Genomic DNA, 25,474 nt, shown 5'->3' with positions numbered 1-25,474 from the left:
GCGGCTGACCCGGGCTCCGGCGGAGCGCCGCGGACCGGCGGGCCTCGGTCGGGGTTGAGGCGGGGCGGCCGGGCGGGCAGGCTGGGTAGGGGCGGCCCCAACCTCGGCGGTGGGGAGCGCGGGCGGGGGCGGGCGTGGTTGGATGCGGTCGTAGCGTGGAACACCGACCCGGGGCACCGTGCCCCGGACCCCCGCGGAAGTGGATCCGGACGCGGCGGTACGGGACTTGAGCGGACGACGACGGCAGGGACGAACGTGAGGATCTTCCACCGGGCACGGCACCGGCCGTCCGCCACCTGGCGGCAGACGACCGACCGGGCCTTCACGCTGATCGGCGACGGCCGCTACGAGGACGCCGGCGCGCTGCTGGTGATGGCCGCCGACCTGGAGCCCTGGCTGTCCGACTCCTGGTTCAACCTCGCCCTGCTGCACAAGTTCCGGCGGGACTGGGAGCAGGCCCGCTCCGCCGGGCTGCGGGCCGTCGCCCTGCTGGACCGCGAGCACGGCGCCCCCGACTGGTGGAACCTCGGCATCACCGCGACCGCCCTGCAGGACTGGCCGCTGGCCCGCCGCGCCTGGCAGGCGTACGGGCTGAAGCTGCCCGGCGGCCCGGGCGGGCAGCAGGACGGCCCGGTCAGCCTGGACCTCGGCACCACCCCGGTGCGGCTCTCCCCGGACGGCGAGTCCGAGGTGGTGTGGGGCCGCCGGCTGGACCCGGCCCGGATCGAGGTGCTGTCCATCCCGCTGCCGTCCTCCGGCCGCCGCTGGGGCGAGGTGGTGCTGCACGACGGCGCCCCGCACGGCGAGCGGGTCACCGACGGGGTCGCCTACCCGGTGTTCGACGAGATCGAGCTGTGGGCGCCGTCCCCGGTGCCGACCTACGTGGTGCTGCTCCAGGCCGCCACGGCGGCGGACCGGGACGCGCTGGAGCGGGTGGTCGCGGACGCCGGCTACGCGGCGGAGGACTGGACGTCCTCGGTGCGGCTGCTCTGCCGGGCCTGCTCGGAGAGCCGGATGGCCACGGACGACGGGAACACCGCCCACCACGACCCGCACGACGACGGCGACGCCGCGCACCCCGGACACCTCAGCCACCTCAGCCAGGGCGGGGAGGCCGGAATGTCCTGGCTGGTGGAGCGCGAGTGCGGGATCGCCGCGCCCGCGCTGCTGGTCCGCTCGCTGCTGGACCGCTGGGCCGCGGCCTCGCCCGGCACGCGGGCGTACCGCGATCTGGAAGAAGTCTGTTGAGCGCGCCGCTTACCCTTGAGCGGTGTACCCGGCGAGAGCCGAATACCTGGACCATTCTCGGAAGCGGAAGCGGATAAGCAGCGATGGCGGAGCAGCAGGACCACCAGCACGACCACGACCACGACCAGGAGTCGGCGGCCGCCGAGGCCCCGCTGAAGGTGGTCGGCGAGCAGCCGGACCTCTCCAAGGGCACCGCGCGTCCGATCACCGTGGTGGGCAACCCGGTCCTGCACCGCGAGGTCAAGGACGTCACCGCGTTCGACGGTGAGCTGTCCGCGTTGATCGACGACATGTTCCAGTCGATGTACGCGGCCGAGGGCGTGGGCCTGGCGGCCAATCAGATCGGCGTGGACCTGAAGGTCTTCGTCTACGACTGCCCGGACGACGAGGGCGTGCGCCACATCGGCCACGTGATCAACCCGAAGCTGGAGGAGTACCCGGCGGACCGCCGGCGGGTGCTGGACGACAGCAACGAGGGCTGCCTGTCGGTGCCGGGCGCGTACGCCGAGCTGCCCCGCCCGGAGTACGCGGCGGTGACCGGCGTGGACAAGGACGGCCGGCCGATCCGGGTCGAGGGCACCGGCTTCTTCGCCCGCTGCCTGCAGCACGAGACCGACCACCTGTTCGGCACCCTCTACATCGACAAGCTGTCGAAGCGGGACCGCAAGGACGCGCTGAAGCAGATGGCCGAGGGCACCCCGCGGTACGCGACCGTGGCGAACGACTGACGAACCGTCGAGGGCCGGGGCGCGACAGGCGTCCCGGCCTTCGGTGTTCCCGCACTTGATTCCCCGTCGGGTGCGGCCCGTCAGCCGGGCGCCCGGCCGGTGGACTCGCGGGCGACCAGCTCCGGCGTGAACAGGTAGTCCCGGGCCTGCCCGCCGTGTCCCTCCAGCCGGCGCCACAGGGCCTCGGTGACCGCCGCGCTCAACGACGTGATCCTGGCGAACATCTTCCTGACCTCGAACGACTCCAAGACCGTCGCGGTCGGCCTCTACGGGATCATCTCCGGCCAACAGGACCAGAACTACGGGCTGTTCGCGGCCGGGGCGCTGGTGGCCTCGCTGCCGGTGATCGTCGTCTACCAGTTCCTCCAGCGCTACCTGGCCCAGGGCCTGACCGCCGGGTCGGTCAAGGGGTGATCGGTGGCGGGTGCGGCGGGTGCGGCGGGCGCGGCGGGTGCGGCGGGGGTTCGTCGGCGGGTTCGTCGGCGGGTTTGTATCCGCCGGGTATCAGGGAGTGCGCGGCCTGACGTCGATGCGGGCGAGGAGGCCGGGGCGTCCGGTATCTGCCGTATCGTGCCCTTGTCCGCCGCTGTATGCCACCGTCGCCGTTTGCCACCGCCCACCGCCCACCGCCCACCGCCCGCCGCCCGCAGCCGTCCGAGCAGGAGCCGTCCGCCCGTGTCCTCGCCCGCGCCGCCCCCGCACCCCGTCCGCGTGCTGTTGGTCGAGGACGACGAGCTGATGCGCCGCTCCTTCACCGTCGCGCTGGAACGCTACGGCTACGGGATGCGCGCCGCGGCGGACGGCCTCACGGCGCTGGAGCTGTTCCGGGACGAGCAGTTCGACCTGCTGATCCTGGACGTGATGCTGCCCGGCCTGGACGGGATCGGCCTGTGCCGCAAGGTCCGGGAGACCAGCCTGGTGCCCGTCCTGATGATGTCCGCGCGCGGCGACGGCCTCGACGTCGTCGCAGGCCTGGAGGCCGGGGCGGACGACTACGTGGTCAAGCCCGTGGACACGTACGTGCTGGTGGCGCGCATCCGCTCGCTGCTGCGGCGGGCGACGTACGCGCCACCCGCCCCGGCGCCCTCGCCCGGAGCCGCCGACGGGAACGTCCTGGTGTTCGGGGACCTCACCGTCGACACCGCCGGAATGGAGGTGTCCGTCGGCGGGGCGCCGGTGGCACTGACCCCGACCGAGCTGAAACTGCTGCTGGAGTTCGCCGCCCACCCCGGCGTCGTGCTGGAGCGGCACACCCTGCTGCGCAACGTCTGGGAGTACGGCTGGGACGGCGACAGCCGGGTCGTGGACCTGTGCGTGCAGCGGCTGCGCCGCAAGCTCGGCCGGGAGCGGATCGAGACGGTCCGCGGTTTCGGCTACAAGCTCAGGCGCTGAGAGCGGTGCACCCGACTCCCCGGCCGGTCCGCGCCCCCCTGCGCTGGAAGATCGCCGCGCTGGCCGCCGCCACCGCCTGCCTCGTCGCGGTGGCGGTCGGGGTGCTGGTGCACCTGTGGACCGCGCACGACATCCGCAGCCGGGCCGAGGCACAGGCCTTCAACGCCGTCTACTCGGCCATGGACGTCTACCGGCGCACCGGATCGCTGGCGGACGGCGCCGAACTCGATCCCGTCGACCTGCCCGCCGCCCTGCGCCACCCGGCCGACGGCGAACGGCATACGGCCTACGACGCGCACGCCGAAGGGAACTCGGGCCCGAGCTACTGGGCCGCCCAGCGCACCGGCGGGCCCGGCAGCCCCGTCCTCGCCATCCGGGTCAACCTGGCACCGCAGCTCTCCGACCTGCCCCGGCTGGACGCGGCGATGGCGGTGGCCTCGCTGGTCGCGCTCGTGGCGGCCACGCCGGCCGCGGTCTACGGGGCCGGACTGCTCGCCCGCCGGCTGCGGCGGGTCGCCGAGACTGCGGGCCGGATCTCCGCCGGGGACCTCGACGCCCGGACCGGGCCCACCAAGGGCGGCGACGAGGTCGCCGACATCGCGGCGACGGTGGATCTGATGGCCGACAGCCTCGGCCGACGGCTGCGCTCCGAACGGCAGTTCACCGCGGACGTGGCGCACGAGCTGCGCACGCCGGTCGGCGGACTGCTGGCCGCCGTCGACCTGCTGCCGGCGGGCGAGACCGAGGACCTGATCCGGGCGCGGGTGCGGGACCTGCGCGGGCTGGTCGAGGACCTGCTGGAGATCTCGCGGCTGGACGCCGGGGCGGAGGAGGTGGCGCGGGCCCGGGTGCCGCTCGCGGCCGTCGTCCGGGAGGCCGTGCTGCGCACCGGGTACGAGGCCGAGATCGCCGTGGCGGCCGAGCGGACGGCCGAGCGGACGGCGGAGCGGACGGTGGAGACCGATCCGCGGCGGCTGGAACGGATCGTCGGCAACCTCGTCGTCAACGCGCACCGGCACGGGGCCGCTCCCGTCCTGGTCACCGTCCAGGACCGTACGGTCGTCGTGCGCGACCACGGCCCCGGCTTCCCGCCGGACCTGCTGCGGCACGGCCCGCGCCGCTTCCACACCGGCGCCGCCGAGCGCGGCACGGGCCACGGACTGGGGCTGACCATCGCGCTGGGGCAGGCCCGGCTGCTCGGCGCGGAGCTGCGCCTCGACAACGCGGAGGACGGCGGCGCGGTGGCCACGCTGCGGCTGCCGGGCTGAGCGAACCGGTTGCCGGGTTGCCGGGCTGACCGCTGCGGCTTGCGGTTGCTGCAGAACTGCCGCGAAGCGGCGCGGGGACCGATACACGGCGGCGCAGGGGCCTGATACGTGCTCCGGACACCCTTCGAAGTGCACCGACCCGCACCTTGACCCGCGCCTTCGGACAGGAGCCCCTCCCGTGATCGCCAACCCCCTTGCCCTGCAAACGACCCCCGGGGTCGCGGCCGCCGTCGTCGACCTGACGAAGACCTACGGGAGCGGCGACACCCGGGTCACCGCCCTGGACCGGGTCAGCGTGGCCTTCCGGGAGGGCGAGTTCACCGCGATCATGGGCCCGTCCGGCTGCGGCAAGTCCACCCTGATGCACTGCGCGGCCGGGCTCGACACCCCCACGTCGGGGTCGGTGCGGATCGGCACGACGGAGCTGGGCGGCCTGGGCGACCGGCAGCTCACCCGGCTGCGGCGGGACCGCGTCGGCTTCATCTTCCAGGCGTTCAACCTGCTGCCCACCCTGACCGCGCTGGAGAACATCACGCTCCCGCTGTCGCTGGCCGGGCGCACGCCGGACCGGCAGTGGCTGGACCGGGTGGTGTCGATGGTCGGGCTCTCCCAGCGCCTCGACCACCGGCCGGCCGAACTGTCCGGCGGGCAGCAGCAGCGCGTGGCGGTCGCCCGGGCGCTGGTCGCGCGGCCCTCGATCGTGTTCGGCGACGAGCCGACCGGCAACCTCGACTCCCGGGCCGGGGGCGAGGTGCTCGGCTTCCTGCGCGGCTCCGTCAGGGAGTTGGGGCAGACGGTGGTCATGGTGACCCACGACCCGGTGGCCGCCGGGTACGCGGACCGGGTGGTGTTCCTGTCCGACGGGCGGCTGGTCGACGAGATGGCGCACCCGACGCCGGACCGGGTGCTGGACGTCATGAAGTCCTTCGCCGGCTGACCCCGCACCCGCCACTTCCGAAAGCTGATCATGCTGACCACAGCCCTGCGCAACGTCCTGGCGCACAAGGCCCGGCTGCTCATGACCGTCCTCGCGGTCTGCCTCGGCGTCGCCTTCGTCTCCGGCACCCTCGTCTTCGCGGACTCGACCGCCGCCGTCCAGCAGGCGGCCGCGTCCCGCACCTTCGCCGACATCGCGGTCAGCGTCACCGCGAAGGAGTCTCCCGCCGCCCCCGACCGGCCGAGTGCACCGAGCGTGCTGACGGACGCGCTGGCGCGCCGGCTCGCCGACGTGCCCGGCGTCGCGGCGGTACGGCCGTCGGTCGACGGGAGCGCCACGTTGAACGCGGCCGACGGCCGACCGCTGCGGGTCAAGCGGGGGACGAACCTCGCGGCCGCCTACGTCCCGGGGCGCGACGGCAAGGACGCCCGCTACCCCGTGGTCGAGGGGCGGGCCCCCGCCGGCGCCGACGAGATCGCCGTCGACCGGGGCACCGCGGCGGCCGGCCGGTACCGGGTGGGCGACACGATCACCCTCGCCACCGACGGCCCGGTCCTCACCGCGCGCCTGGTCGGCACCGTCACCACCGGGGACACCCGGGTCACGGCCGGCGGCACGCTCACCCTGTTCGACCGGGCCACCGCACAGCGGCTGTTCGCAACTCCCGGGCACGACACCAGCCTTGAGGTCTCCGCCGGGCCGGGCACCGGCCAGTACGAGCTGGCGGAGCGGATCGCCGCCGTCCTGCCGCCCGGCACCGCCGAGGTCACCACCGGACAGGCGCAGGCGAACCAACAGGCCATCTACGTCGGCACGTTGACCCGGGGCTACCAGAAGCTGCCGATGGTCTTCGCCGGGGTGTCGCTGTTCATCGGCTCGTTCCTCGTGGTCAACACCTTCACCATGCTCGTCGCCCGGCGCACCCGGGAGATCGCCCTGCTGCGGGCGGTGGGCGCGACGCGGCGCCAGGTGGTGCGCTCGCTGCTGGCCGAAGCAGCGCTGGTCGGGGTCGTCGCGTCGGCGGCGGGGTTCGCCCTCGGGCTCGGCATCGCGGCCGTGCTGCCCGGGCTGCTGAGCGGTGACGGGAACCAGGTGCCGAAGGGCCCGCTGGTCATCGGGCCCCGGCCGGTGGCGGCGGCCCTGTTCGTCGGGGTCGGGGTGACGGTGCCGGCCGCCTGGCTGCCGTCGCGCAGGGCGGCGCGGATCGCGCCGATCGAGGCGCTGCGGGCGGCGGCCGCCGTGCAGCCGGGCGGGCGCTCGTGGCTGCGTCCGACCGCCGGGGTGGGGCTGCTCGCGCTCGGCATCGGCCTGCTGGTCGCGCTCGCGGGTTCGGCCGAGGACGCCTCCGAGGCGAACCTGCGCAGCGCGATGCTCGGCTGCGGGGTCCTGGTCGTCGCCCTGATCGTGCTGGCGCCGACCCTCGCCGTCCCGGTGATCCGGCTGACGGGCCGCCTCACCCGGCGGTTCGGCGTCGCCGGCCTCCTGGCCCGGCAGAACGCGCTGCGCGACCCCCGGCGCACGGCGGCGACCGCCGCCACGCTGCTGATCAGCACGGCACTGGTCAGCGGACTGGCTACCATCGGCCACTCCACCGGGCAGGCCCTCGACCGGCAGACGGCGGACGGGCTCGCGGCCGACTACGTCATCAGCACCGGCGACACCATGACCGGCATCGACCCGACCGCCGTCCAGCGGGTGGCCGGCGCCCCCGGGGTACGCGGCGCGAGCGCGGTCGCCGACTCCACCGTGGTCATCGGCGGCAAGGTGCGCGAGATCTCCGGCATCGACCCGGCCGACGTGAAGTCGGGCGGCGTGGAGCCGGGCGGCGTCGGCCAGGTGATGAAGCTCGACTTCGTGAGCGGCTCCGCGCAGGACCTCGGGCCCGGCCGGATCGCCGTCTCCAACAGCGTCGCCCGCGAGACCGGTGTGAGCACGGGGGCCCAGGTCAACGCCCGCCTCGGCCGGAGCGAGGAGTTCACGCGGTACACCGTCGTGGGCGTCTACCAGGACAACCCCACCGCCCACGACGCGGTCGGTGCCCGGGGCGACGTGCAGAACCACAGCTTCAAGCCCGGCTCCGTCCAGCGGATCCTCGTCCGGGGCGACGGCGCGTCCGGGGAGGGGCTGCGGGCGGCGGTGGGCAACAACCCGCTGCTGAAGGTGCAGGACCGGGCCGAGCTGGTCCGCGAAGCGGCGGGGACGATGAGCGACCTGCTGACCCTGATGTACGGGCTCCTCGGCATCGGCGTCGTGATCTCCGCCCTCGGCATCGTCAACACCCTGGCCATGTCCGTCACCGAACGGACGCGCGAGATCGGCGTCCTGCGTGCCATCGGCATGGACCGCGGGGGCATCCGTCGGATGATCCGCCTGGAAGCCGTGACGGTCGCGGCGTTCGGCACCCTGCTCGGCCTGGCCGGCGGCCTGTTCGGCGCCTGGGCCGTCGGCGCCCTGGCCGGCGGCGCGGTCAAGCAGTACACGCTGGCCGTGCCCTGGGGGACACTGGCCCTCCTCTGCCTCGCCTCCCTCACCATCGGCGCCCTCGCCGCCGCCCTCCCCGCCCGCCGGGCCGCCACCCTCAGCCCCCTGGAAGCGGTCGCGGCAGCGTGAGCGCCCCGCCCGCCCGACGGTCCCCGCCCAGCGCCCGCGCCGGGCGGGGGACCGTCAGGGGCGGGTCGGGCACCGACTGTCCGGCCGGACCCGGTCGGGGTACACGACCATGCGGAGGCCGGACCGGCGGCTGTCGGACAAGGCCGCTCACCGGGCCCCGAGACGGCGCAGGACCGCGGACGCGGGGGTGCCCGGGGCGGTGCCGGCCTGGACGGCGGCGTGGATGCGGTCGCCCTCCGGGTCGCGGTAGAGCTGGGTGCGCAGCCACCAGCGCCGCAGGACACCGCCGATCGTCGAGTCGTCGGCCTCGCCCATCTCCCGGTAGAACTCCATCCGCTGTGCCGGCGGGAGAGCGGCGGCGACGGCGTCCTGGGTCCGCGGGATCGGCTGCTGGCTGTCGTGGTGGCCGTGCAGGGGCGCTGCGCTCACCGTTCCTCCGGAAGTCTGGTGCGGGCGGGACCGGTACCAGCGTCCTCCCTCGCGGCCCGGCCGGTACCGGGGTCGTCACGAGAGCCCCGATCTGGGTGTTCCTTCCCGGCGAAGATTGACCGGTCTCGCCGAACCCGTTCCGGGGGCCCGCCGGAGACTCCGACGGGCCCCCGCAGACGGGGCGGCAGGTCAGCCCGAGACCGGCGGCCGGGCGGTGTGCCGGGTCGGGCACGGGATGTCCGGCCGGGTCTTGTGGGGGCACGCGATCACGTAGTGGCCCGACCAGCGGCTGTCGGACACCCAGCGGGACCACACCACGTCTGCGGCACCCTCCAATTGCTCGATCGCGCGGAGTCGCCGTGCCCCGGTGGGAAGCCAAGGATCACCGCCGGGCGTGTGCTCCTCGTACCGTGCCGCAAGCCAGTCGGCCGCGTCGGCCGCCGTCTCCCAGGTGCCCCGGATCTGGGCGGCCGGCCGCAGCAGCCACCAGCCGGTCATCATTGGCGGGAGCTCCGAGAGGCCGAACCGCGCGGCCTCGATCGGACGACGCTCCGGCTCCTTCGCCAGCAGCCGGCCGTCACCGGCCCACTCGTAGCCGTGGAAGTGCAACGGTGCTTCTCCTCGGAGACGTTGAAGCCCCGGCCGCCCGCAGGGGACTGCGGGCGGCCGGGGCTGTCAGGGGACTTCAGACGGACAGCCCGAACCGCGCCGGGTCGATCCCGGCGCGGTTCAACTCCTCGGCGGTGAACAGCAGCGGCTCGCGGTCGGGACGCTTGCTGTCGCCGAGGGCGAAGACGCCGTGCTCGACCAGGCCGAGGATCACGCACGACTCGCCGCCGTCACCCCCGCCCTGGTTGCCGCCGCACGCACGGTTGAACTCGACCTGGGAGAGGTCGAGTTCGTACAGGTTGTGGTCAGTCATCGCCTGCACCTTCCGGTATCGCTTCGGGGCAGCACGGAACCGCCCCGCCCCGCCCAGGACTTGGGCGGAAGATTCAAGGGGAGGGCTGATCTGTCATCGCCACAGGCTGATGCGCATGGTGAGCTGGTCGGCTGGCACCTGGCGCGGCGGGGCGTCCGGCTCGAACAGCGGCCGGACCAGCGCCCGGCCGTTCTGCGCCCCCACGATCTCGACCAGGCACCCGGTCGTCAGGTCCTTCCGGACCGGGTTGTTGTCGATCCGCTCCATGAGTTCCGCGTGCGTACGGCGACGCTTCTGCGGACAGTTCGTGCTGCTCGGTTGAGTGAAACCCGCAGCGGACATGGTGGACTCCCGTGACTCGCGGATCGTTTCGGTGAGTCACCAAATTACGGCGGATTGGTGCCTGTTCCCGTCGTCTTTCCTGTCTCTGAAAGAACTCGCATCGGATCCTTTCGAGCTGCGCACGCATTCATCTTTCGTCCCGGCTCTGCGCTGGCCAGGTGGGCGCATCGAGCGCTGGCGCAGGAAGTCGGAATGGCCGACTTCCTGCGCCGCGAAGTTCCTCTGAGGTCGGTTCCTGTCGGGCGGATCGACTCTCGGCAGAGACCCTGTGGCGCAGGCTTCCTATTCTCGAAGAAACTCGTCTCGGATCCCCTCGACCAGTGCGCGCATGTCGTCTCCGTGTAGTGCTACGGCGTCGAATTCGGAGAATTTTGACAGATAGGCGTCGACATCTCGTGGATCGTGAGTGGTGATCTCTGAATGGAACGTCTCCACGATGACCAGGCGATCGTCATACATGCTGAAGCATGTCATTGGGAAGTCCGGCATTCGTCTGGCGAGGGGAATGGCCCCGATGGTCACGTTGGGAAGCCGGGACAGTGACACCAGGCGATCGAGCTGTGTAGCCATGACGGCAGGAGGGCAGATCCGCCAACGTAGTACGTGTTCACAGATGAGGAAGTGGAACTGCCGCTGGCGTTCGTACAACACGGCCTGGCGCTCCAGTCGAGCTGCGATCGTCTTCGTCTTCGCTTCTTCCGGCAGCTCTGGGTGCAAGGCGAAGACAGCCGAGACGTATTCGGCGCTCTGGAGCAGTCCAGGAATCAGCTGCCCCTGGAAGAGTCGGAGAAGGCCTGTTCGGGCTTCGATGGCTTTGATGGCGTGCTGATGCTTCCAGTGGCCCATCCGGCGGAGTTCCCGCCAGGCGACCTCTTCGGTCGCCGCGCCGCGGGCTGCCTCCAGGAACTCTGCTTTGGCTTCGCCTGATATGCCGAGCGCGGTCAGAATGAGGTCCACGTCCTGCACGCTCGGCAGGGTCTTGCCGTTTTCGATCTTCGAAAGTTTGGCCGGAGACATGGAAGCCCTGCGGGCGATGGTCTCGGCTGTCTTGTCCGAGGCGATCCGCAGCGCCCGCAGGGCTTTGCCCAAGTCCTTGTGCTGTTCTCTGCTCAAGCCGCCGAGTACTCCCCGAAGGGCACGGCGTTCGTCAGAGCGATCTCCCGGTACTGCTGGTACTCGCTCAGGTACTCGTCGGGCAGGAGTTCGGCTCCGAGGAACTGCCCTGCATCCGTGTAGTGCATCCGGTAGACTTGGGCGTCATCGAACAGCCAGAAGTCGTGGTCGGGTAGTCCGGCCACCTTCTGCCGAGCCGTGTCGATGATGCCGATCGACTCGCCGGCCGTGATGTTGCCGGGGTACGACGCCAACTCGTATCGGAGGTAGTCCGACAGGGGCGAGTGGAGGACGTGCACCCGGGCCACCTGCTTGCCCAGGTCGGTCATGGAGCGGACCCAAGGGTTGTCGGACGATTCGGGTGGCAGCCCCTTGCCCGCGAGGAAGTCGGCGAACTCGTCGCGTTCCTCGTCCACGTCGTAGACCGCCAGCGTTTCGAGCCGGAAGGCCGTTCGTTCGAACGTTTCGAAGAGGCGGCCGAAGTCTTCACCTTTGAGCACGAAAGTATCCCTCCAGGACCGTAGCGGGGATCACGACCGCCGACTCGCCGTCGGGCAGGTTCAACTCCGCGAGACGGGAAGGATCGGTGATCGCGTAACCCTGGACCACGTAGTCCCCGTTCTCGGCGCCCCACAGAGTGGGGCAATTCCCGTTCTTGCAGGACCCGTCCCCAGCCAGCCAACGCAGCATCAGGTGCCTCCAGTCGCCAGTGGTTCCTGTCTTGGCCGATGCTCCCGGCTCTCTGGGTGCAGGGTCAAGAACGCGATCTTTCCGGAACGGGAAAGTGGTTCAGCTGGCCCCGACCGGTGTGAACGCCGGGTGGGGGCGGGGGAGTTCGGGGGGATGGGGTGGGGGGTCGGGGCGGTACGGACAGAGGTGCCCCGCGCGGCGGTGGGCCGGGCGGGGCACCTCTGGGGTGGCTGAGCGGTTTAGAAGTCGTCGTCGAAGGCGACGGAGCCTTCGACGGCGACCTGGTACGCGGAGACGCGCCGCTCGAAGAAGTTGGTCAGCTCCTGGACGTTCTGGAGCTCCATGAAGCCGAACGGGTTGGTGGACCCGTAGCGGATCGGCAGGCCGAGGCGGGCGAGGCGCTGGTCGGCCACGGCCTCCAGGTACTGGCGCATGGAGTCGGTGTTCATGCCGGCGAGGCCGTCGCCGCACAGGTCCTGGGCGAACTGGAGCTCGGCCTCGACGGCCTCTTCCAGCATCTCGGTGACCTGCTTGGCCATCTCGTCGTCGAAGAGGTCGGGCTCCTCCTCGCGGACCGTGTCGACGACCGACATCGCGAAGTCCATGTGCATGGACTCGTCGCGAAACACCCAGTTGGTGCCGGTGGCCAGGCCGTGCAGCAGGCCGCGCGAGCGGAACCAGTACACGTACGCGAACGCGCCGTAGAAGAAAAGGCCCTCGACGCACGCCGCGAAGCAGATCAGGTTCAGGAGGAACGCGCGGCGGTCCTCCTTGGTCTGCAGCGAGTCGATGTGGTCGACGGCGTTCATGTACTTGAAGCAGAACTGCGCCTTCTGGCGGATGGAGGGGATGTTCTCCACCGCGGCGAAGGCCGCGTTGCGGTCCTCGGGGTCGGGCAGGTAGGTGTCGAGCAGCGTCAGGTAGAACTGGACGTGCACGGCCTCCTCGAACAGCTGGCGCGACAGGTACAGCCGCGCCTCCGGGGAGTTGATGTGCTTGTAGAGGCTCAGCACCACGTTGTTGGAGACGATCGAGTCCCCGGTGGCGAAGAAGGCGACCAGGCGGCCGATGAGGTGGCGCTCGCCCTCGCTGAGCTTGGCCAGGTCGGCGACGTCGGAGTGCAGGTCCACCTCCTCGACGGTCCAGGTGTTCTTGATCGCGTCCCGGTACCGGTCGTAGAACGACGGGTAGCGCATCGGGCGCAGGGTCAGCTCGAAGCCGGGGTCGAGCAGCATCTTCTCGCGGTCGGGGGTGCTCACTGGCAGGCCTCGCAGGACTCGGGGTTCTCCAGGGAGCAGGCCAGCGCGGCCTCCTCCTCCGGGGTGAGGGTCGGGGTGTTCACGGGCACGGGCGCGGGCGCGGCGGCGCGGGCGGTACCGGAGGCGGCCTGGGCGATCCGGGTCGCCGGGCGCGAGCGCAGGTAGTAGGTGGTCTTCAGACCGACCTTCCATGCGTAGGCGTACATCGAGCTGAGCTTGCCGATGGTCGGCGCCGCCATGAACAGGTTCAGCGACTGGCTCTGGTCGAGGTACGGCATGCGGGCCGCGGCCAGGTCGATCAGCGCGCGCTGGGGCAGCTCCCAGGCGGTGCGGTAGAGCGAGCGGACCTCGGCGGGCAGCCAGCCCAGCTCCTGGACGGAGCCGTTGGCCTCGCGCAGGGCGTCGCGGGTCTGCTGGTCCCAGACGCCGAGCTCCTTGAGCTCGCGCACCAGGTACGGGTTGACCTGGAGGAACTCGCCGGACAGCGTCTCGCGCTTGAACAGGTTGGAGACCTGCGGCTCGATGCACTCGTAGACGCCGGCGATGGACGCGATGGTCGCGGTCGGCGCGATGGCCAGCAGCAGCGAGTTGCGCAGGCCGGTCTCGGCGATGCGGGCGCGCAGCGCGGTCCAGCGGTCGGCCCACTGCGGGGCGGCCGTCGGGAAGTGGTCGATGTGCAGCTCGCCGCGGGCGGCGCGGGTCTCGCCGTAGGCCTCGTGGCGGCCCAGCTGCTCGGCCAGGTCGGCGGAGCGCTCGTACGCGGTGAGCATGATGCGCTCGGCGATGAGGGTGGACAGCCGCGCGGCCTCGGTGGAGTCGAAGTCGATCCGCAGCTTGAAGAAGACGTCCTGGAGGCCCATCACGCCGAGGCCGACCGGGCGCCAGCGGGAGTTGGAGGTGCCGGCCTCGGTGGTCGGGTAGAAGTTGATGTCCACCACGCGGTCGAGGAACGTCACGGCGGTGCGGACGGTGGCGTCGAGGCGCTCCCAGTCCATGGCGCCGAGCAGGTCGTCGACGGAGGCCCCCGGGGCGACGTGGGCGCCGAGGTTGACCGAGCCGAGGTTGCAGACGGCGGTCTCGGAGTCGTCCGTGACCTCGAGGATCTCGGTGCACAGGTTCGAGGAGTGCACCGTGCGGCCGGGGAGCGCGGTCTGGTTGGCGGCGCGGTTGGAGGCGTCCTTGAAGGTCATCCAGCCGTTGCCGGTCTGCGCCAGGGTGCGCATCATCCGGGCGTACAGGGTCTGCGCGGGGATGGTGCGCACGGCCTTGCCGGCCAGCTCGGCCTTGCGGTAGGCCTCGTCGAAGTCGGAGCCCCACAGGTCGACGAGCTCGGGCACGTCGGCGGGGGAGAACAGCGACCAGTCCTCGTTGGCGTTGACCCGGCGCATGAACTCGTCCGGGATCCAGTGCGCCAGGTTGAGGTTGTGGGTGCGCCGCGCCTCCTCGCCGGTGTTGTCGCGGAGCTCCAGGAACTCCTCGATGTCGGCGTGCCAGGTCTCCAGGTAGACGCAGGCCGCGCCCTTGCGGCGGCCGCCCTGGTTGACGGCGGCGACCGAGGAGTCGAGGGTGCGCAGGAACGGGACGATGCCGTTGGACTTGCCGTTGGTGCCGCGGATCAGGCTGCCGCGCGAGCGGATGCGCGAGTAGGACAGGCCGATGCCGCCGGCGTGCTTGGACAGCCGGGCGATCTGCGCGTAGCGGTTGTAGATCGAGTCCAGGTTGTCCAGCGGGGAGTCGAGCAGGTAGCAGCTCGACATCTGCGGGTGCCGGGTGCCGGAGTTGAACAGGGTCGGCGAGGAGGTCAGGTACTCCAGCCGGCTCATCAGGCCGTACAGCTCGGCGACCTCGCGCACCGACTGCTCGCTGTCGCCGACCGCCAGGCCGCAGGCGACGCGGAGCAGGAAGTGCTGCGGGGTCTCGATGACCTTGCGGGTGATCGGGTGGCGCAGCAGGTAGCGGGACTGCACGGTGCGCAGGCCGAAGTACTCGAAGCGGTCGTCGCCGTGGGCGTCGATCAGCGCGTCCAGGGCGGCGGCGTGCTTGGCGACGAAGGCGGCGGTGGTGTCGCCGATCAGGCCCTCGGCGTGGCCGACGGCGATCGAGGCGGCGAAGGAGCGCGAGCCCTGGCTGTTCGCCTCGTCGACGATCTCCAGGGCGAGCAGCCGGGCGGCGAGCTTCGAGTACTGGGGGTCCTCGGCGATCATCGACGCGGCGGCGTCCACGGCCAGCCCGCGCAGCTCGGCGAAGTCCGAGCCGGCGTGGCGGCCGCGCAGCGCGGCGGCGGCGACATGGCCGGGGTCCACCTGGGGGAGATCGACGCTGCGGTCGGTGAGCAGCCGAAGGAGCGCGCCACCGGGGTCGGAGACCGTCGGGTCGGTGGGGGCGGGGCCGGTGCCCTGGGCGGGCAGGGTGGCTGAGGCAGCGGTGGTCAAGGCGCTCTCTCCTGGCGGCGATCGGCGGTGGTGCTCGGGGGGTACCGGGCCGTTCGGGGCAGGGGAGCACGGCACGTACGCAGGAAGCGTCGCGCGACAGTGGCGTCCCCGGCCCGCCCGCGAGGCCCGGAAGGTAGTTCTCGTGCTGGCGCGGCCTCTGCGGGAGGGCCCGTGCGCACACCGTCGGCAGGTACTCGGACTCGCGGTGCGGCTGCTGGAGCCGCCCGCTCACCGCTGCGGGGCAGTCCCGGATTCGCACCGGGTTCCCCTGCATCGACAGCAGGATTGAGCATACATCTAGTGGTGTCTCTCTGATGCGACCCCACATGTAGTACGGCGCGGTGTGTCGGAGCGATAACCGGGGGTGCCGGGAGGAGGCGGGTCGGGGCCTTGGGGCGCCTCGGATCCGGGCTCCCGGCGCCCCGATTCCGAGCCCCTGGCGCCCTGATTCCGGGCCCCGTCGTCCTGGTTTCGATACGGAACGGTCACCGGGCGGACCGGTTGCCGGGGGCATGCCCTACGATCTGGGCGCATGAGCGGGCGAAGCGCCGAGGGGCGCGTTTCGCGAAGCGATCATCGAGCGAAGCGAGGGGGCGCGTGAGCGACGGAACTGGCGCACCCGGGCAGGGTCCGCAGGGAACGCCTCCCACCGGGCCGGGGGGCGCGCACGGTCAGCAGCCGCCGGTGGTGCCCGGCCCGGTGTTGCCGCCGAGCGGGGGCTTCGGGCCGCCGCCGGCCTCGTACGGGCCTCCGGTGCCGCCCGCGCCGCCGGTGGCGCCGCCCGGTCCGCCCGGTCCGCCCGGTCCGCCGGGGCAGCCTCCGCTGCCGCAGCCGGGGCAGCAGTGGCAGCCGAACCCCCAGGCGTACCCCCAGCAGCACCCGCAGGCACACTCCCAGCCGCATCCCCAGCAGCACCCGCAGTCGTACCCGCAGCCCCAGGCGCCGCAGCGCTCCGAGCCGAACTGGGAGGCGCTGGCGGACCGCAACGCGGCGGACGGCAAGCGCCGCCGCCGGCTGCGGGCCCTCGGCGTGGCGGTCGGGGTCGTCGTGGTCGGCGGACTGATCGCGGGCGGGGCGGTGCTGCTGACGAAGGGCGGCGACGACAAGCCGGTCGCCGGGCCGGTCACCTCGGCCTCCAGCCGGCCGTCCTCCGCCGCATCGGGTGCCGCCCAGAGCGCCGCGCCCAGTGCCGCCGCGACCCCGGGCGGGAACCCGTCCGGCACCCCGGGCGGCGCGCCGGACGACCCGTCGAAGCCGATCTGGGAGGCCGCCACCGACCCGGCGCCGCAGGACGCGGGGGCACTGTTCTCCGCGCTCCAGGTGACGGTCAACGGCGCCACCTGGAACCGGACCTTCGTCTCGCTGGACTCGCCCTGCTGGGACGGGAACTCGACGACCGGCGGGCTCGGCAAGGTCCTCGGTGACCAGGGCTGCCAGAAGGTGCTCCGGGCGACCTACGTCTCCGGCGACAGCGCGGTCACCGTCGGTGTGGCGGTCTTCGACCACAAGATCCAGGCCGAGACCTCGATGAAGAGCTACACCGGCCACCTCAAGGGCGCCGTCGCGCCGGGCGCGCCGGCCTTCTGCGCCACCCCGGGCTGCACCAACACGCACAACACCCTGGGCCGGTACGCCTACTTCACGGTCGAGGGCTCGGCGAAGGGCGGCGACGCCGCCGACGCCACCGCCACCGCGGCGGCCGCCGGCTTCGGCGAGCACGTGAAGGGCCAGCTGCTCCAGCGCGCCAAGGCCGCAGCCGCGGCCGCGCCGGGTGCGCCGGGGGCCGCCGCGGCCGGCTGATCCGCCGTGACGCCCCGGCCCCGGCGGGTTCGCTCGCCGGTGCCGGGGGAGTGTGGCAGGCTCTCGGGGCAGTCATTCGCACGAGTGTTCCGGTTGTGTCCGCCTGGGCCGGTGCCGGCGAGCAACCGGAGGAGCGGTCCGTGGCCCTGCCCAGAGCCCTGCGCGGCAAGCCCGCCGTCCTGGCCGCGGCCGGGATCGTGGTGGCTGCGGGCGCCGTGGCGCTGTTGCAGCGCGACGGCCGGGCCGACGGCGAACGGCCCGCCCGCGTCCCGGTGACGGTCGGCCTCCCCGGCCGCACCCTGCCGCCGGAGGTCGGCCGGGACCTGCTCGCCCGGGACCCGCAGGCCTCGCCGAACGCCCGGGCCGTCCAGCAGCTGCTCGCCGACCTGGAGGGCCGGGCCCGCACCGGGCAGAGCGGCGGGACGGTGATCGGCCAGCACGTCGAGGCGCACAACGAGCGCAACAACCCCGAGTACGGCGACTACCGCGGCACCAAGCAGGTCGGCTACTACTACAAGAAGGCCGCCGACCTCACCGGCAAGCTGCCCGGCTTCGTCGAGACCGACCTCGGCCCCGGCTACGGCCAGACCGGCTGGGGCGTCGGCGACCCGCGCTCCTACTCGGCCGGCCGGTGGCCCACCTGCCGGCCCGGCTGGCAGTACACCGACGACGCCGTCGACCTGCTCTCCGCCGTCTGGTCCGGTCACCCGCGCGCCGACGACGGCACGTACGGCACGGCCGGCGTCCAGCGCAACTGCGACGGCACCACCACCGAACTGCCCGACAACGGCGGGGGGCCGGCCGGGATCGTCGGCATGTCCTTCCACCAGCCCTACCCCGGTTCGGACGTCAAGTCCTTCGAGCAGGTGCTCTGTTCGAACTCCCCGGCCGCGAAGGACAAGGGCTGGTTCGGCCGGGTCGTCGACAGCGCGCACGACACGCCCGAGTACCGCGCGCTGATGACCGACCTGTCCTACCTGGCCGACCACCTGGAGTACCTGGCCGCCCACGACGTGCCGGTGCTGCTGCGCCCGTACCACGAGATGAACGTGCAGGACTGCTCCCGCAGGTTCTGGTGGTCGGGCCAGAAGCCGGCCGACTACCAGGCGCTGTGGCGGATCACCTACCGCTACCTGGTGGAGACCAGGGGCCTGCACAACCTGCTGTTCGTCTGGACGCCGGTGTCCTGGGACGGAGCCCCCGGCGCGGACCCGTGGGACTACTACCCGGGCTCGCAGTACGTCGACGTGGTCGGGGTGGACGACTACAGCGGCAGCCCCGCGCACCCGATCGGCACCGGCGAGGTGTGGACCAAGCGGTACTACGACGGGCTCGCCGGCTACGACAAGCCGCGGATCCTGGCCGAGTCCTTCGCCGTCCCGGTCAACTCCCGCCAGCCGGACACGCTGCGGCGCACGCCCTGGACGATCTGGACGGTCTGGGGGCAGTCGCTCACCTCGGACAACCTGACGCCGGATCAGCCGCGCAACTCCGGCGCGGACGTCAACGCCACCTACCACAGCCCGCTGGCGCTCACCGGCGGCGCCGGGCCGTTCGGCGCGAACGTCGACTGGGGTGGCCTGCACGTTCGTTGAGCCGTTCCGCACGTCCGCCGAGCGGCCCCGCAGGTCCGTCGAACCGGGCGCCGTGAGGTGCGCTACAGCGCCGAATTCCCTTGAACGGCTGGAATACCGTGTCCGTTGTGCCGTGTGGCATCCTGTGGCGGCGAAGCCGAGGGGCTGACGCCGGGACGGGCCCGGCGGGGCGGGGGTGCGGGATGGGACAGGCGCGTGCGATGCGCGCGGCCGGCGGCATCGCCGTCGGCTGGGGCGCGGTGCTGCTCGCTTGGGCGGCGTACAACTGCTTCGGCCAGGTCGGGTTCGCGACCTACCTCAAAGGCATCTTCTACTACGGCGGCACCTCGGTGGACGCCGAGACCGGCAGCCTCAACTACGGCCTGATCTACCTGCTTTCGGGAATCCTGCTGCTGCGCGGGCGCGGCTGGGCGCTCGGGGTCGCGGCCGGCGTCGCGCTGGTCGAGGGGTACAACCGGGTGCGCAGCCTGACCGGCGCGCTGCTGGACAAGCCGCAGCGGGAGTGGTTCACCAGCACCACCGAGGGCGGGCTCAAGCTCGCGACCTTCGCGCTCGGCGTGGCCGTCACCGCGGCGCTGATCCTGCTGCTGGTCCGGCTGAAGTGGCGGGAGCAGCGGGCACCGGAGGCCGCCGCGGCGTCGGGCGGCCAGGTGCACTGGTCGCTGCTGCAGACGATCCCGGCCGAGCCGGCTCCGGGCCGGCAGCCGTACCAGCAGCCGCCGTTCCAGCACCAGCCCGCCTGGCCGCAGCAACAGCAGCAACAACAGCAACAGCAGCAGGCCGCCTGGCCGGCGCAGCCGCCGTTCCAGCAGCAGCCGCAGCCCGCGTGGCCGCAGCAGCCCCCGGCCCCGCAGTCGCAGTCGCAGCCCGCTGCCTGGCCGCAGCCGGCGCCGGCCCAGCCTTCGCAGCCGGTGCCGTACGCGCAGCAGCAGCAGTCCGCCCAGCCGGCCCCGCACCCGTCGACGCTCGCCCAGCAGCCGTGGCCCGCCGCGCCGCCGGTGACGCCCGGTCCGGTCGCCCCCGGCCCGGTCGTGCCCCCGGTCGTGCCCCCGGCCGACCGCCCGCCGACGGACCGCCCGCCGCAGGACCGCCCGCCGCAGGCCTGAACCTCTGCAGCCCCGGACCGCCCACGAACGACCCGGCTCCTGCGAGGGATCGGCCGGACACCAGACGAGGAGCGACTTTCGCCATGCCATCGACAGCCCCCGCACGGACGGTGCTCACCACGTCCCGCGAGGCCGCCCGGCTCGCCGAGCGACAGATGTCGTGGAAGCCCCGGGTCCTCCCGTTCTACTTCTCCTTCACGGTCATCTTCGCCTTCTCGGTCTGGGCCTACGTGCCCAACCCCACCCCGCTCGGCTGGACGATCACCATCCTGTGGGGGATGCCGGTGTTCGGCGTCCTGATCGGCTTCCAGGGCGTGCTGATGGTCCGCCGCCGGCTGCGCCAGGTGAGCCGGATGACGCCGGCTGTGCCGGTCGAGGACGACTTCCTGATCGTGCTGGTGCCGACCATCGGCCGCCACGACACCTATCCGGCGCTGGAGCGCTCGGTGCTCTCGTACGTCGAGCACCTGCCGGCCTACTTCCCGTGGATGCGGGTGGACGTCCTCACCGAGGAGGGCTGCGCGGCCGCCGAGAAGATCGACGGGCTGGCCGCCCGCAACCCGCTGATCCGGGTGGTGACCGTGCCGAAGGCCTACGAGACGGCCAACGGCACCAAGTTCAAGGCCCGCGCCAACCACTACTCGCACGAGCTGCGGATCGAGGAGGGCGAGGCCGAGGACGACGTCTGGGTGCTGCACATGGACGACGACACCGGCGTCGGCCCGGACACCGCCGCCGCCGTCGCGCAGTTCGTCAACCGGCAGCGCCGGGCCGGGGACGACGCCAAGCACATGGCGCAGGGCATCCTGACGTACCCGCGGGAGAACGCCGTCTCCACCTTCACCTGGCTCGCCGACGCGATCCGCCCGGCCGACGACATCGCCCGCTTCCGCGCGATGACCGGCACCGGCACCCCGATCGCCGGCGTGCACGGCGAACTGCTCCTGATGCGCTCCTCGGTGGAGGCCACCATCGGCTGGGACTTCGGCCCGAAGACCATCGTCGAGGACGCCCAGATGGCGCTGAACTTCTGCCAGCGCTACCCGGGCCGCAGCGACTGGTTCAACGGGCGCTGCTACGGCGCCTCGCCGGCCGGCGTCAAGGACTTCCTCAAGCAGCGCGAGCGCTGGGCCTGGGGCCTGGTCGCGCTCTGCTTCAACAGGACGATCCCGCTGCGGTACCGGCTGTTCATCGGGATGGGCATGGTCAGCTGGGTGCTCGGTCCGCTCCAGCACGTCGGCCTGGTGCTGCTGGTCGCCTGGTTCACCGGCACCTGGAACACCTCCCCGGTCACCCAGTCCGTGGTGCTGGTCTGGTCGATCAACTTCGCCTACGTCATCTGGACGTACTGGGAGGGCCTGCGCCTGAACGTCGTCGCCTCGGCGAACCACCGGCGCAAGTGGTGGGAGCCGATCGTCGTGGTGGCGGCCATCCCGCTGTTCTCCTTCCTGGAGGGCTGGGGCGGCCTGCGCGGGCTGATCAAGTTCCTCAAGGGCGAGGAGAACAAGTTCGTCGTCATCGCCAAGCCGGCCTGATCGGAGGTCACCGCTGTGAAGCGCCCCGCCATCTTCATCCTGCCGACCGTGGTGGTCGCCGTCACCGTCGCCGTCCCGGTGGTCTGGGGGGACCACCCGCTCAAGTTCGTCCACCAGCGCCCGACCGCCGTGCACTGGGCCGGCTCCGCGACCGAGCAGGGCCGGGTCTGGGGCTTCGGCAAGGACGCGCCGCCGGCCGAGGACACCGGCCCCAAGGTGGCCCGCCCGTGGGCCAAGGGCAGCCCCGAGTGGGGCGTGCAGGTGTACTGGCTGGACGATCCGGCGGACCCGGACAACTTCGTCCAGGGCAAGGTCGACCGCATCGTCAAGTACGTGGTCGGGCTGAACGCCAACTCCCTGTCGGTGACCTTCCCGTACTACACGACGGGCACCCGGTCGAACGCCGTCGCCGCCCGGCCGACCACCCCCACCCCGGAGCGGCTGGCCCTGCTGCTGGACGCCGCCCACCGGGCGGGCCTGCGCACCACCATCCGTCCGATCATGGACGAGGACGTCTTCGACTACCTCAACACCCTCAAGTGGCGCGGCAACATCGCGCCGACCGACCGGGACGCCTGGTTCGCCAGCTACGCCGCCTTCCTGACGCCCTACCTGAAGACCGCCCAGGAGCACTCCGCGGCCGAGGTCACCATCGGCACCGAGTTCAACTCGCTGGAGGGCGACCCGCGGTGGCCCGGTCTCATCGACCAGGCGCGGAAGACCTTCCACGGCGAGCTGGTGTACGACGCGAACTTCGACAACTGGTCCAAGGGCCCGATAGCGGTCCCGGCGGACGGCACGGGCGTGGACGCCTACCCGCCGGCCAAGTCGGCCGGTGACGACGCCCCGGTCGCCGACCTGAAGGCCAGCTGGAACGCCTGGCTCGACAAGCGGGGCAGCGGTCCGCAACCGACCACCAAGCTCACCGAGGTGGGCATCCCGGCGCAGAAGGGCGCCTACAAGACGCCCGGCGAGTACTACAAGAAGACCGAGCTGAACGAGGCCGTCCAGGCGACCTGGTTCACCGCGGTCTGCCAGGTGGCGCAGGAGCGCAAGCTGCGCGGACTGTACTTCTGGTCGCTGTACTTCGGCATCGACCCGAACCTGCCGACCAACCAGGACACCCCGCGGATGGACTACGCCGGGCGCCCGGCCTCCGAGCAGGCGATCCGCGACTGCTTCGCGCAGACCTACGAACTGCCGCCGTCCTAGGCCCCGGTTACGGCGTGGTCCGGCCGGGCTTGGTCGAACTCGGCTGGCCCGTGGGCTTGGTGGCCGTCGGAGTCGGAGTCGGCGTGGGCGTGGGCGTGGGTGCGGGCGTCGGTGTCGAGGCCGGCGTCGGGGCGGCGGTGGGCGGCCCCGCCGGCGGTCCGGTCAGCCCGTCCGCGATCTGCTGCTCCAGCCACGGCGTCACGAACCGCATGCCGGCCGGAGTGAGGTGCACCCCGTCGTTGGCGGGGGTGACCCAGTGGCCGTCGCGGTCCCTCCACACGCACGTCTCGTACGGGCAGAAGAAGGTGTTGAGGTCGACCAGCCGGACGGCGCCGGCGGTGGCCTTCACGTAGGCGGCGACCTGCTGGTCGTAACAGGTGCCCCAGCCCTTGTTGATGGCGCCGTTCTCGACCCGTTCGTTCATCAGCAGCACCCGGGCGCCGGGCGCGCGGCGACGGACCTGGTCCACGGCCTGGGTGAGCTGGACGGTGTAGCGGCTCCGGTAGTCCTCCTCGCAGGGGCTGAGCCAGCTGCCGTCGAGGTACTGCTCGGCGGCGTCCCAGCCGAGGTGGATCACGACGGCCTGCGGGGCGGCGCCGGTGAGCTGCCGGTCCCACGCGGCGGCCCGGTCGCGGCACTCCCGGCTGGTGTCGAACTCCTCGCCGGAGGTGGTGCGCACCTTGTCCGGGTCGAACACGCCGCAGCCGCTGATCCCGCCGTCGACCACCCGGTAGCGGTCGCCGTGCCGGTAGAGGCCGGTGGCGAGGTCCTGGGCGAAGGAGTCGCCGAGGACGAGGACCGCGGGCTTGCCGCTCGGCCCGGACCGCATGTCGTACTGGACCCAGGCGGGCAGGTACCAGGCGCCGGTGGTGGCCACCGCCGTGGCGACGGCCAGCAGCGGGACGGCCGGGAAGGCCCGCCAGCGCAGCACCCGCAGCTTCTCGGTGCCGGTGTGCATCAGCCAGGCCAGTACCCAGGAGAGCGGCGCGCCGATGGCGAGCAGCAGTTGCGGCGAGATGTCGTCGACGTAGTGCTGGAGCAGCCAGTACACCGGCAGGTGGAGCAGGTAGAGGCTGTAGGAGATGGTGCCGGTGAGCCGCAGCGGGGGCAGCGACAGCAGCCGGACCAGCGGGCCCCGGTCGTGGCAGAGCGAGGCGGCGAGGACGGCGGCCAGCGCCGCGACCACGGCCAGACCGCCCTGGTAGAGCAGCGGCTCGTGGTAGCCGCTGACGGACAGGCTGGCCCAGACCAGGCCGCCGAGGGCCGCGGTCCCGAGCAGGGCGGGCGCCAGGGTGCCGGCCGCTGCGGAGCGGTCGAGCAGGCGCCGCCGGGAGCGGGTGGCACGGTCGCCGTCGGGGGCCGCCGCGCGGACCTGGCGGCGCAGCCGCAGGTAGACGGCGAAGGCGGCGGTGGCGCCGGCCGCGAAGCCGACCGCGCGGGTCTCGGTGCCGAGGTAGAGGCGGTCGCTGTTGTCGCCGTTCCACAGCAGCGGGGCGGCGAGCGCGGCGACGATGAACAGCCCGGCGGTGACGACGCCGGTCGCGCGCAGCGAGCGGCGGCAGAGGCCGAAGACCGCGAGCAGCAGCAGCGGCCAGAGCGCATAGAACTGCTCGGTGATGCTGAGCGACCACATGGCCGCGAGCGGGTCGATGGAGGCGAAGTGCTGCCAGTAGGCGTCGCCGCGGGCCAGTTGGGCCCAGTTGGCGACCTGGCCGAGCGCGGCGAGCGCCTGCGGGCGGAGGTCCCTGACGTCCCGTAGCGGGCTGACCAGTGCGGACAGCGCGACGACGAGGAGGACGGTGGCGAGCAGTCCGGGCAGCAGCCGCTTGGCCCGGCGGCGGTAGAAGACGCCGAGCCGGATGCCGTCGGTGCGGTCCAGTTCGCGGATCAGCACCAGGGTCACCAGGAAGCCGGAGAGGACGAAGAAGACGTCCACGCCGAACAGGCCGTTCTGGAACCAGTTGGTGTGGTACAGCAGGACGGAGGCGATGGCGAGGCCGCGCAGCCCGTCGACCGCGGGGAAGCGGACGGAGGGCGGCAGCGGCCCGCGCGGCCGGGGCGTCGGTGCGGGGATCGCGTAGCGGCTGGTGGCCGGGGGCTCGATGCCCCGGGAGGTGCGCATGTCCTGGAGCGTGGGGCCGCTCGCGGGCGTGCCGAGGCGGGGCCCGTCGTCCATGTGGTGCGTCCCCCCGGGATCGGTCGGCTGCCGCGACGTGGCATCAGACGTGATCTGTGGTTTATATCAAAAGACGTCCGTTGATCGTCTGTTGGTCACCGGGGAGGAGGAGGGCCGACGGCGCCCCGGCCGGGCTCAGAACGCCAGGCTGTAGACCATCAGGTCCATGCCCGGGTACGGGGACCAGTCGCGCTCGGGGGTGCGGCGGAAGCCGGTCCGCTCGTAGACGCGGTGGGCGGCGGTCATCTGCGGGCGGGTGGAGAACGCCATGCCGTCCAGGCCGAGTTCGCGGCTGCGGGCGATGGTGGCGCGGACCAGGGCCTCGCCGACGCCCCGGCCGCGGGCGGCCGCGGCGGTGGCGAGCATCCGGATCTCGCCCTCGCGCGGGCCGGCGATGTCGGCCCACTCGGTGCCGCCGACGGCGTAGGTCACGCAGCCGAGGACCCGTCCTTCGGCCTGGTCGACCGCGACCAGGAGTTCGGCCTCCCGGGCCCGGCGGGCGGCGTCGCGCAGGAGCTCGACGTAGCTGCTCTCGGGCGAGGTGTGGCCGTCGCCGACGAAGGCTTCGACGGTGATGCGGCCGGCGTCGTCGAGGTCCTCCGGAAGGGCCTGGCGGATGAGGATGTCCATCCCGTCAGTGTGCCGGAGCCGTCCGGGGTGGTGATCTCCGGGGTGGCCCG

The 25,474-nt window shown here is 72.5% G+C and carries 23 protein-coding genes and 1 riboswitch; of the genes, 12 read left to right on the top strand and 11 right to left on the bottom strand.

The annotated features are described in order from the left end of the window. The first annotated feature begins 255 nt into the window (after positions 1–255). Together OG556_RS12995 and def are read left to right on the top strand one after the other, a co-directional pair. Complete coding sequence (locus OG556_RS12995) at positions 256–1,248, top strand: tetratricopeptide repeat protein (RefSeq protein ID WP_371517197.1); 993 nt, start codon at positions 256–258, stop codon at positions 1,246–1,248. Between the two features lie 83 nt (positions 1,249–1,331). After that, positions 1,332–1,976 carry a peptide deformylase gene (def, locus tag OG556_RS12990; protein WP_371517196.1) on the top strand — a complete coding sequence of 215 codons (645 nt, stop codon included), beginning with the start codon at positions 1,332–1,334 and terminating at the stop codon, positions 1,974–1,976. An 80-nt stretch (positions 1,977–2,056) separates the two neighbouring features. Here def and OG556_RS12985 read toward each other — a convergent pair whose 3' ends face one another. Further along, positions 2,057–2,179 (bottom strand): hypothetical protein, encoded by a 123-nt coding sequence (locus OG556_RS12985; RefSeq protein WP_371517195.1) that lies wholly within the window; start codon positions 2,177–2,179, stop codon positions 2,057–2,059. Between OG556_RS12985 and OG556_RS12980 the strand changes: the two genes are divergently transcribed. The 5 genes from OG556_RS12980 (at position 2,163) to OG556_RS12960 (ending at position 8,183) form a co-directional block, all read left to right on the top strand. Then, the gene (locus OG556_RS12980) at positions 2,163–2,390 is read left to right on the top strand and encodes a hypothetical protein (RefSeq protein WP_371517194.1); all 228 of its coding nucleotides are present in this window, start codon (positions 2,163–2,165) and stop codon (positions 2,388–2,390) included. The two genes, OG556_RS12985 and OG556_RS12980, sit on opposite strands and share 17 nt — an antisense overlap. Before the next feature lie 261 nt (positions 2,391–2,651). Continuing rightward, entirely contained in the window at positions 2,652–3,368 is a 717-nt protein-coding gene (gene cseB / locus OG556_RS12975) for a two-component system response regulator CseB (protein ID WP_371517193.1), read from the top strand. A gap of 5 nt (positions 3,369–3,373) precedes the next feature. Continuing rightward, positions 3,374–4,636, top strand: coding sequence for a sensor histidine kinase (locus tag OG556_RS12970; RefSeq protein ID WP_371517192.1), 1,263 nt, complete (start codon positions 3,374–3,376; stop codon positions 4,634–4,636). 178 nt (positions 4,637–4,814) lie between these two features. Continuing rightward, complete coding sequence (locus OG556_RS12965; RefSeq protein WP_371517191.1) at positions 4,815–5,573, top strand: ABC transporter ATP-binding protein; 759 nt, start codon at positions 4,815–4,817, stop codon at positions 5,571–5,573. A gap of 30 nt (positions 5,574–5,603) precedes the next feature. Further along, entirely contained in the window at positions 5,604–8,183 is a 2,580-nt protein-coding gene (locus tag OG556_RS12960; RefSeq protein ID WP_371517190.1) for an ABC transporter permease, read from the top strand. Positions 8,184–8,330: 147 nt separating this feature from the next. On the opposite strand, the gene OG556_RS12955 is transcribed toward OG556_RS12960, so the two are convergent. The 8 genes from OG556_RS12955 to OG556_RS12920 form a co-directional block, all read right to left on the bottom strand. Beyond that, on the bottom strand, positions 8,331–8,612 hold the full coding sequence (locus OG556_RS12955; protein ID WP_371517189.1) for a hypothetical protein: 282 nt from the start codon (positions 8,610–8,612) through the stop codon (positions 8,331–8,333). Between the two features lie 189 nt (positions 8,613–8,801). Next, complete coding sequence (locus tag OG556_RS12950) at positions 8,802–9,221, bottom strand: hypothetical protein (RefSeq protein WP_371517188.1); 420 nt, start codon at positions 9,219–9,221, stop codon at positions 8,802–8,804. A gap of 76 nt (positions 9,222–9,297) precedes the next feature. Next, a complete protein-coding gene (locus tag OG556_RS12945) occupies positions 9,298–9,534 on the bottom strand; it encodes a DUF397 domain-containing protein (protein ID WP_371517187.1) in 237 nt (78 codons plus the stop codon). A gap of 93 nt (positions 9,535–9,627) precedes the next feature. Next, on the bottom strand, positions 9,628–9,801 hold the full coding sequence (locus tag OG556_RS12940; RefSeq protein WP_371517186.1) for a hypothetical protein: 174 nt from the start codon (positions 9,799–9,801) through the stop codon (positions 9,628–9,630). A gap of 357 nt (positions 9,802–10,158) precedes the next feature. Continuing rightward, positions 10,159–10,989: a helix-turn-helix domain-containing protein gene (locus OG556_RS12935; protein WP_371517185.1), complete on the bottom strand. Its 831-nt coding sequence runs from the start codon at positions 10,987–10,989 to the stop codon at positions 10,159–10,161. Then, positions 10,986–11,489: a DUF6879 family protein gene (locus OG556_RS12930; RefSeq protein ID WP_371517184.1), complete on the bottom strand. Its 504-nt coding sequence runs from the start codon at positions 11,487–11,489 to the stop codon at positions 10,986–10,988. The genes OG556_RS12935 and OG556_RS12930 overlap by 4 nt, the downstream gene beginning before the upstream one ends. 429 nt (positions 11,490–11,918) lie before the next feature. After that, positions 11,919–12,914 carry a ribonucleotide-diphosphate reductase subunit beta gene (locus OG556_RS12925; protein ID WP_079136257.1) on the bottom strand — a complete coding sequence of 332 codons (996 nt, stop codon included), beginning with the start codon at positions 12,912–12,914 and terminating at the stop codon, positions 11,919–11,921. Positions 12,915–12,934: 20 nt separating this feature from the next. Next, the gene (locus OG556_RS12920) at positions 12,935–15,346 is read right to left on the bottom strand and encodes a ribonucleoside-diphosphate reductase subunit alpha (protein ID WP_371522681.1); all 2,412 of its coding nucleotides are present in this window, start codon (positions 15,344–15,346) and stop codon (positions 12,935–12,937) included. 191 nt (positions 15,347–15,537) lie between these two features. After that, a riboswitch (cobalamin riboswitch) is annotated at positions 15,538–15,680 on the bottom strand. A 443-nt stretch (positions 15,681–16,123) separates the two neighbouring features. On the opposite strand from OG556_RS12920, the gene OG556_RS12915 reads away from it, so the two are divergent. From OG556_RS12915 to OG556_RS12895, 5 genes are all read left to right on the top strand, one after another. Continuing rightward, positions 16,124–17,170, top strand: coding sequence for a hypothetical protein (locus OG556_RS12915; protein WP_371517183.1), 1,047 nt, complete (start codon positions 16,124–16,126; stop codon positions 17,168–17,170). A 140-nt stretch (positions 17,171–17,310) separates the two neighbouring features. Then, positions 17,311–18,765, top strand: a complete 1,455-nt coding sequence (locus OG556_RS12910; protein ID WP_371517182.1) for a glycoside hydrolase family 26 protein — start codon at positions 17,311–17,313, stop codon at positions 18,763–18,765. A 182-nt stretch (positions 18,766–18,947) separates the two neighbouring features. After that, on the top strand, positions 18,948–19,871 hold the full coding sequence (locus OG556_RS12905) for a hypothetical protein (RefSeq protein ID WP_371517181.1): 924 nt from the start codon (positions 18,948–18,950) through the stop codon (positions 19,869–19,871). Between the two features lie 83 nt (positions 19,872–19,954). Next, positions 19,955–21,406 (top strand): glycosyltransferase family 2 protein, encoded by a 1,452-nt coding sequence (locus tag OG556_RS12900; RefSeq protein ID WP_063347871.1) that lies wholly within the window; start codon positions 19,955–19,957, stop codon positions 21,404–21,406. Positions 21,407–21,421: 15 nt separating this feature from the next. Beyond that, complete coding sequence (locus tag OG556_RS12895; RefSeq protein ID WP_371517180.1) at positions 21,422–22,618, top strand: hypothetical protein; 1,197 nt, start codon at positions 21,422–21,424, stop codon at positions 22,616–22,618. Between the two features lie 7 nt (positions 22,619–22,625). Here OG556_RS12895 and OG556_RS12890 read toward each other — a convergent pair whose 3' ends face one another. Further along, a complete protein-coding gene (locus tag OG556_RS12890; protein ID WP_371517179.1) occupies positions 22,626–24,794 on the bottom strand; it encodes an acyltransferase family protein in 2,169 nt (722 codons plus the stop codon). Positions 24,795–24,929: 135 nt separating this feature from the next. Then, a complete protein-coding gene (locus tag OG556_RS12885; RefSeq protein ID WP_371517178.1) occupies positions 24,930–25,424 on the bottom strand; it encodes a GNAT family N-acetyltransferase in 495 nt (164 codons plus the stop codon). Positions 25,425–25,474: the final 50 nt, after the last annotated feature.

Origin of the sequence: Kitasatospora sp. NBC_01300 (assembly GCF_041435235.1) — a bacterium.
Taxonomy (GTDB): Bacteria; Actinomycetota; Actinomycetes; order Streptomycetales; family Streptomycetaceae; genus Kitasatospora.
The sequence above is the reverse complement of the archived record's forward strand: the minus strand, read 5'-3'. Positions and strand labels throughout refer to the sequence as shown.

Coding starts and splice junctions, on each gene's coding strand:
- def (WP_371517196.1), top strand. CDS start 1,332: ATGGCGGAGCAGCAGGACCACCAGCACGACCACGACCACGACCAGGAG.
- OG556_RS12925 (WP_079136257.1), bottom strand. CDS start 12,914: ATGCTGCTCGACCCCGGCTTCGAGCTGACCCTGCGCCCGATGCGCTAC.
- OG556_RS12940 (WP_371517186.1), bottom strand. CDS start 9,801: ATGGAGCGGATCGACAACAACCCGGTCCGGAAGGACCTGACGACCGGG.
- OG556_RS12945 (WP_371517187.1), bottom strand. CDS start 9,534: ATGACTGACCACAACCTGTACGAACTCGACCTCTCCCAGGTCGAGTTC.
- OG556_RS12960 (WP_371517190.1), top strand. CDS start 5,604: ATGCTGACCACAGCCCTGCGCAACGTCCTGGCGCACAAGGCCCGGCTG.
- OG556_RS12905 (WP_371517181.1), top strand. CDS start 18,948: ATGGGACAGGCGCGTGCGATGCGCGCGGCCGGCGGCATCGCCGTCGGC.
- OG556_RS12890 (WP_371517179.1), bottom strand. CDS start 24,794: ATGGACGACGGGCCCCGCCTCGGCACGCCCGCGAGCGGCCCCACGCTC.
- OG556_RS12885 (WP_371517178.1), bottom strand. CDS start 25,424: ATGGACATCCTCATCCGCCAGGCCCTTCCGGAGGACCTCGACGACGCC.
- OG556_RS12900 (WP_063347871.1), top strand. CDS start 19,955: ATGCCATCGACAGCCCCCGCACGGACGGTGCTCACCACGTCCCGCGAG.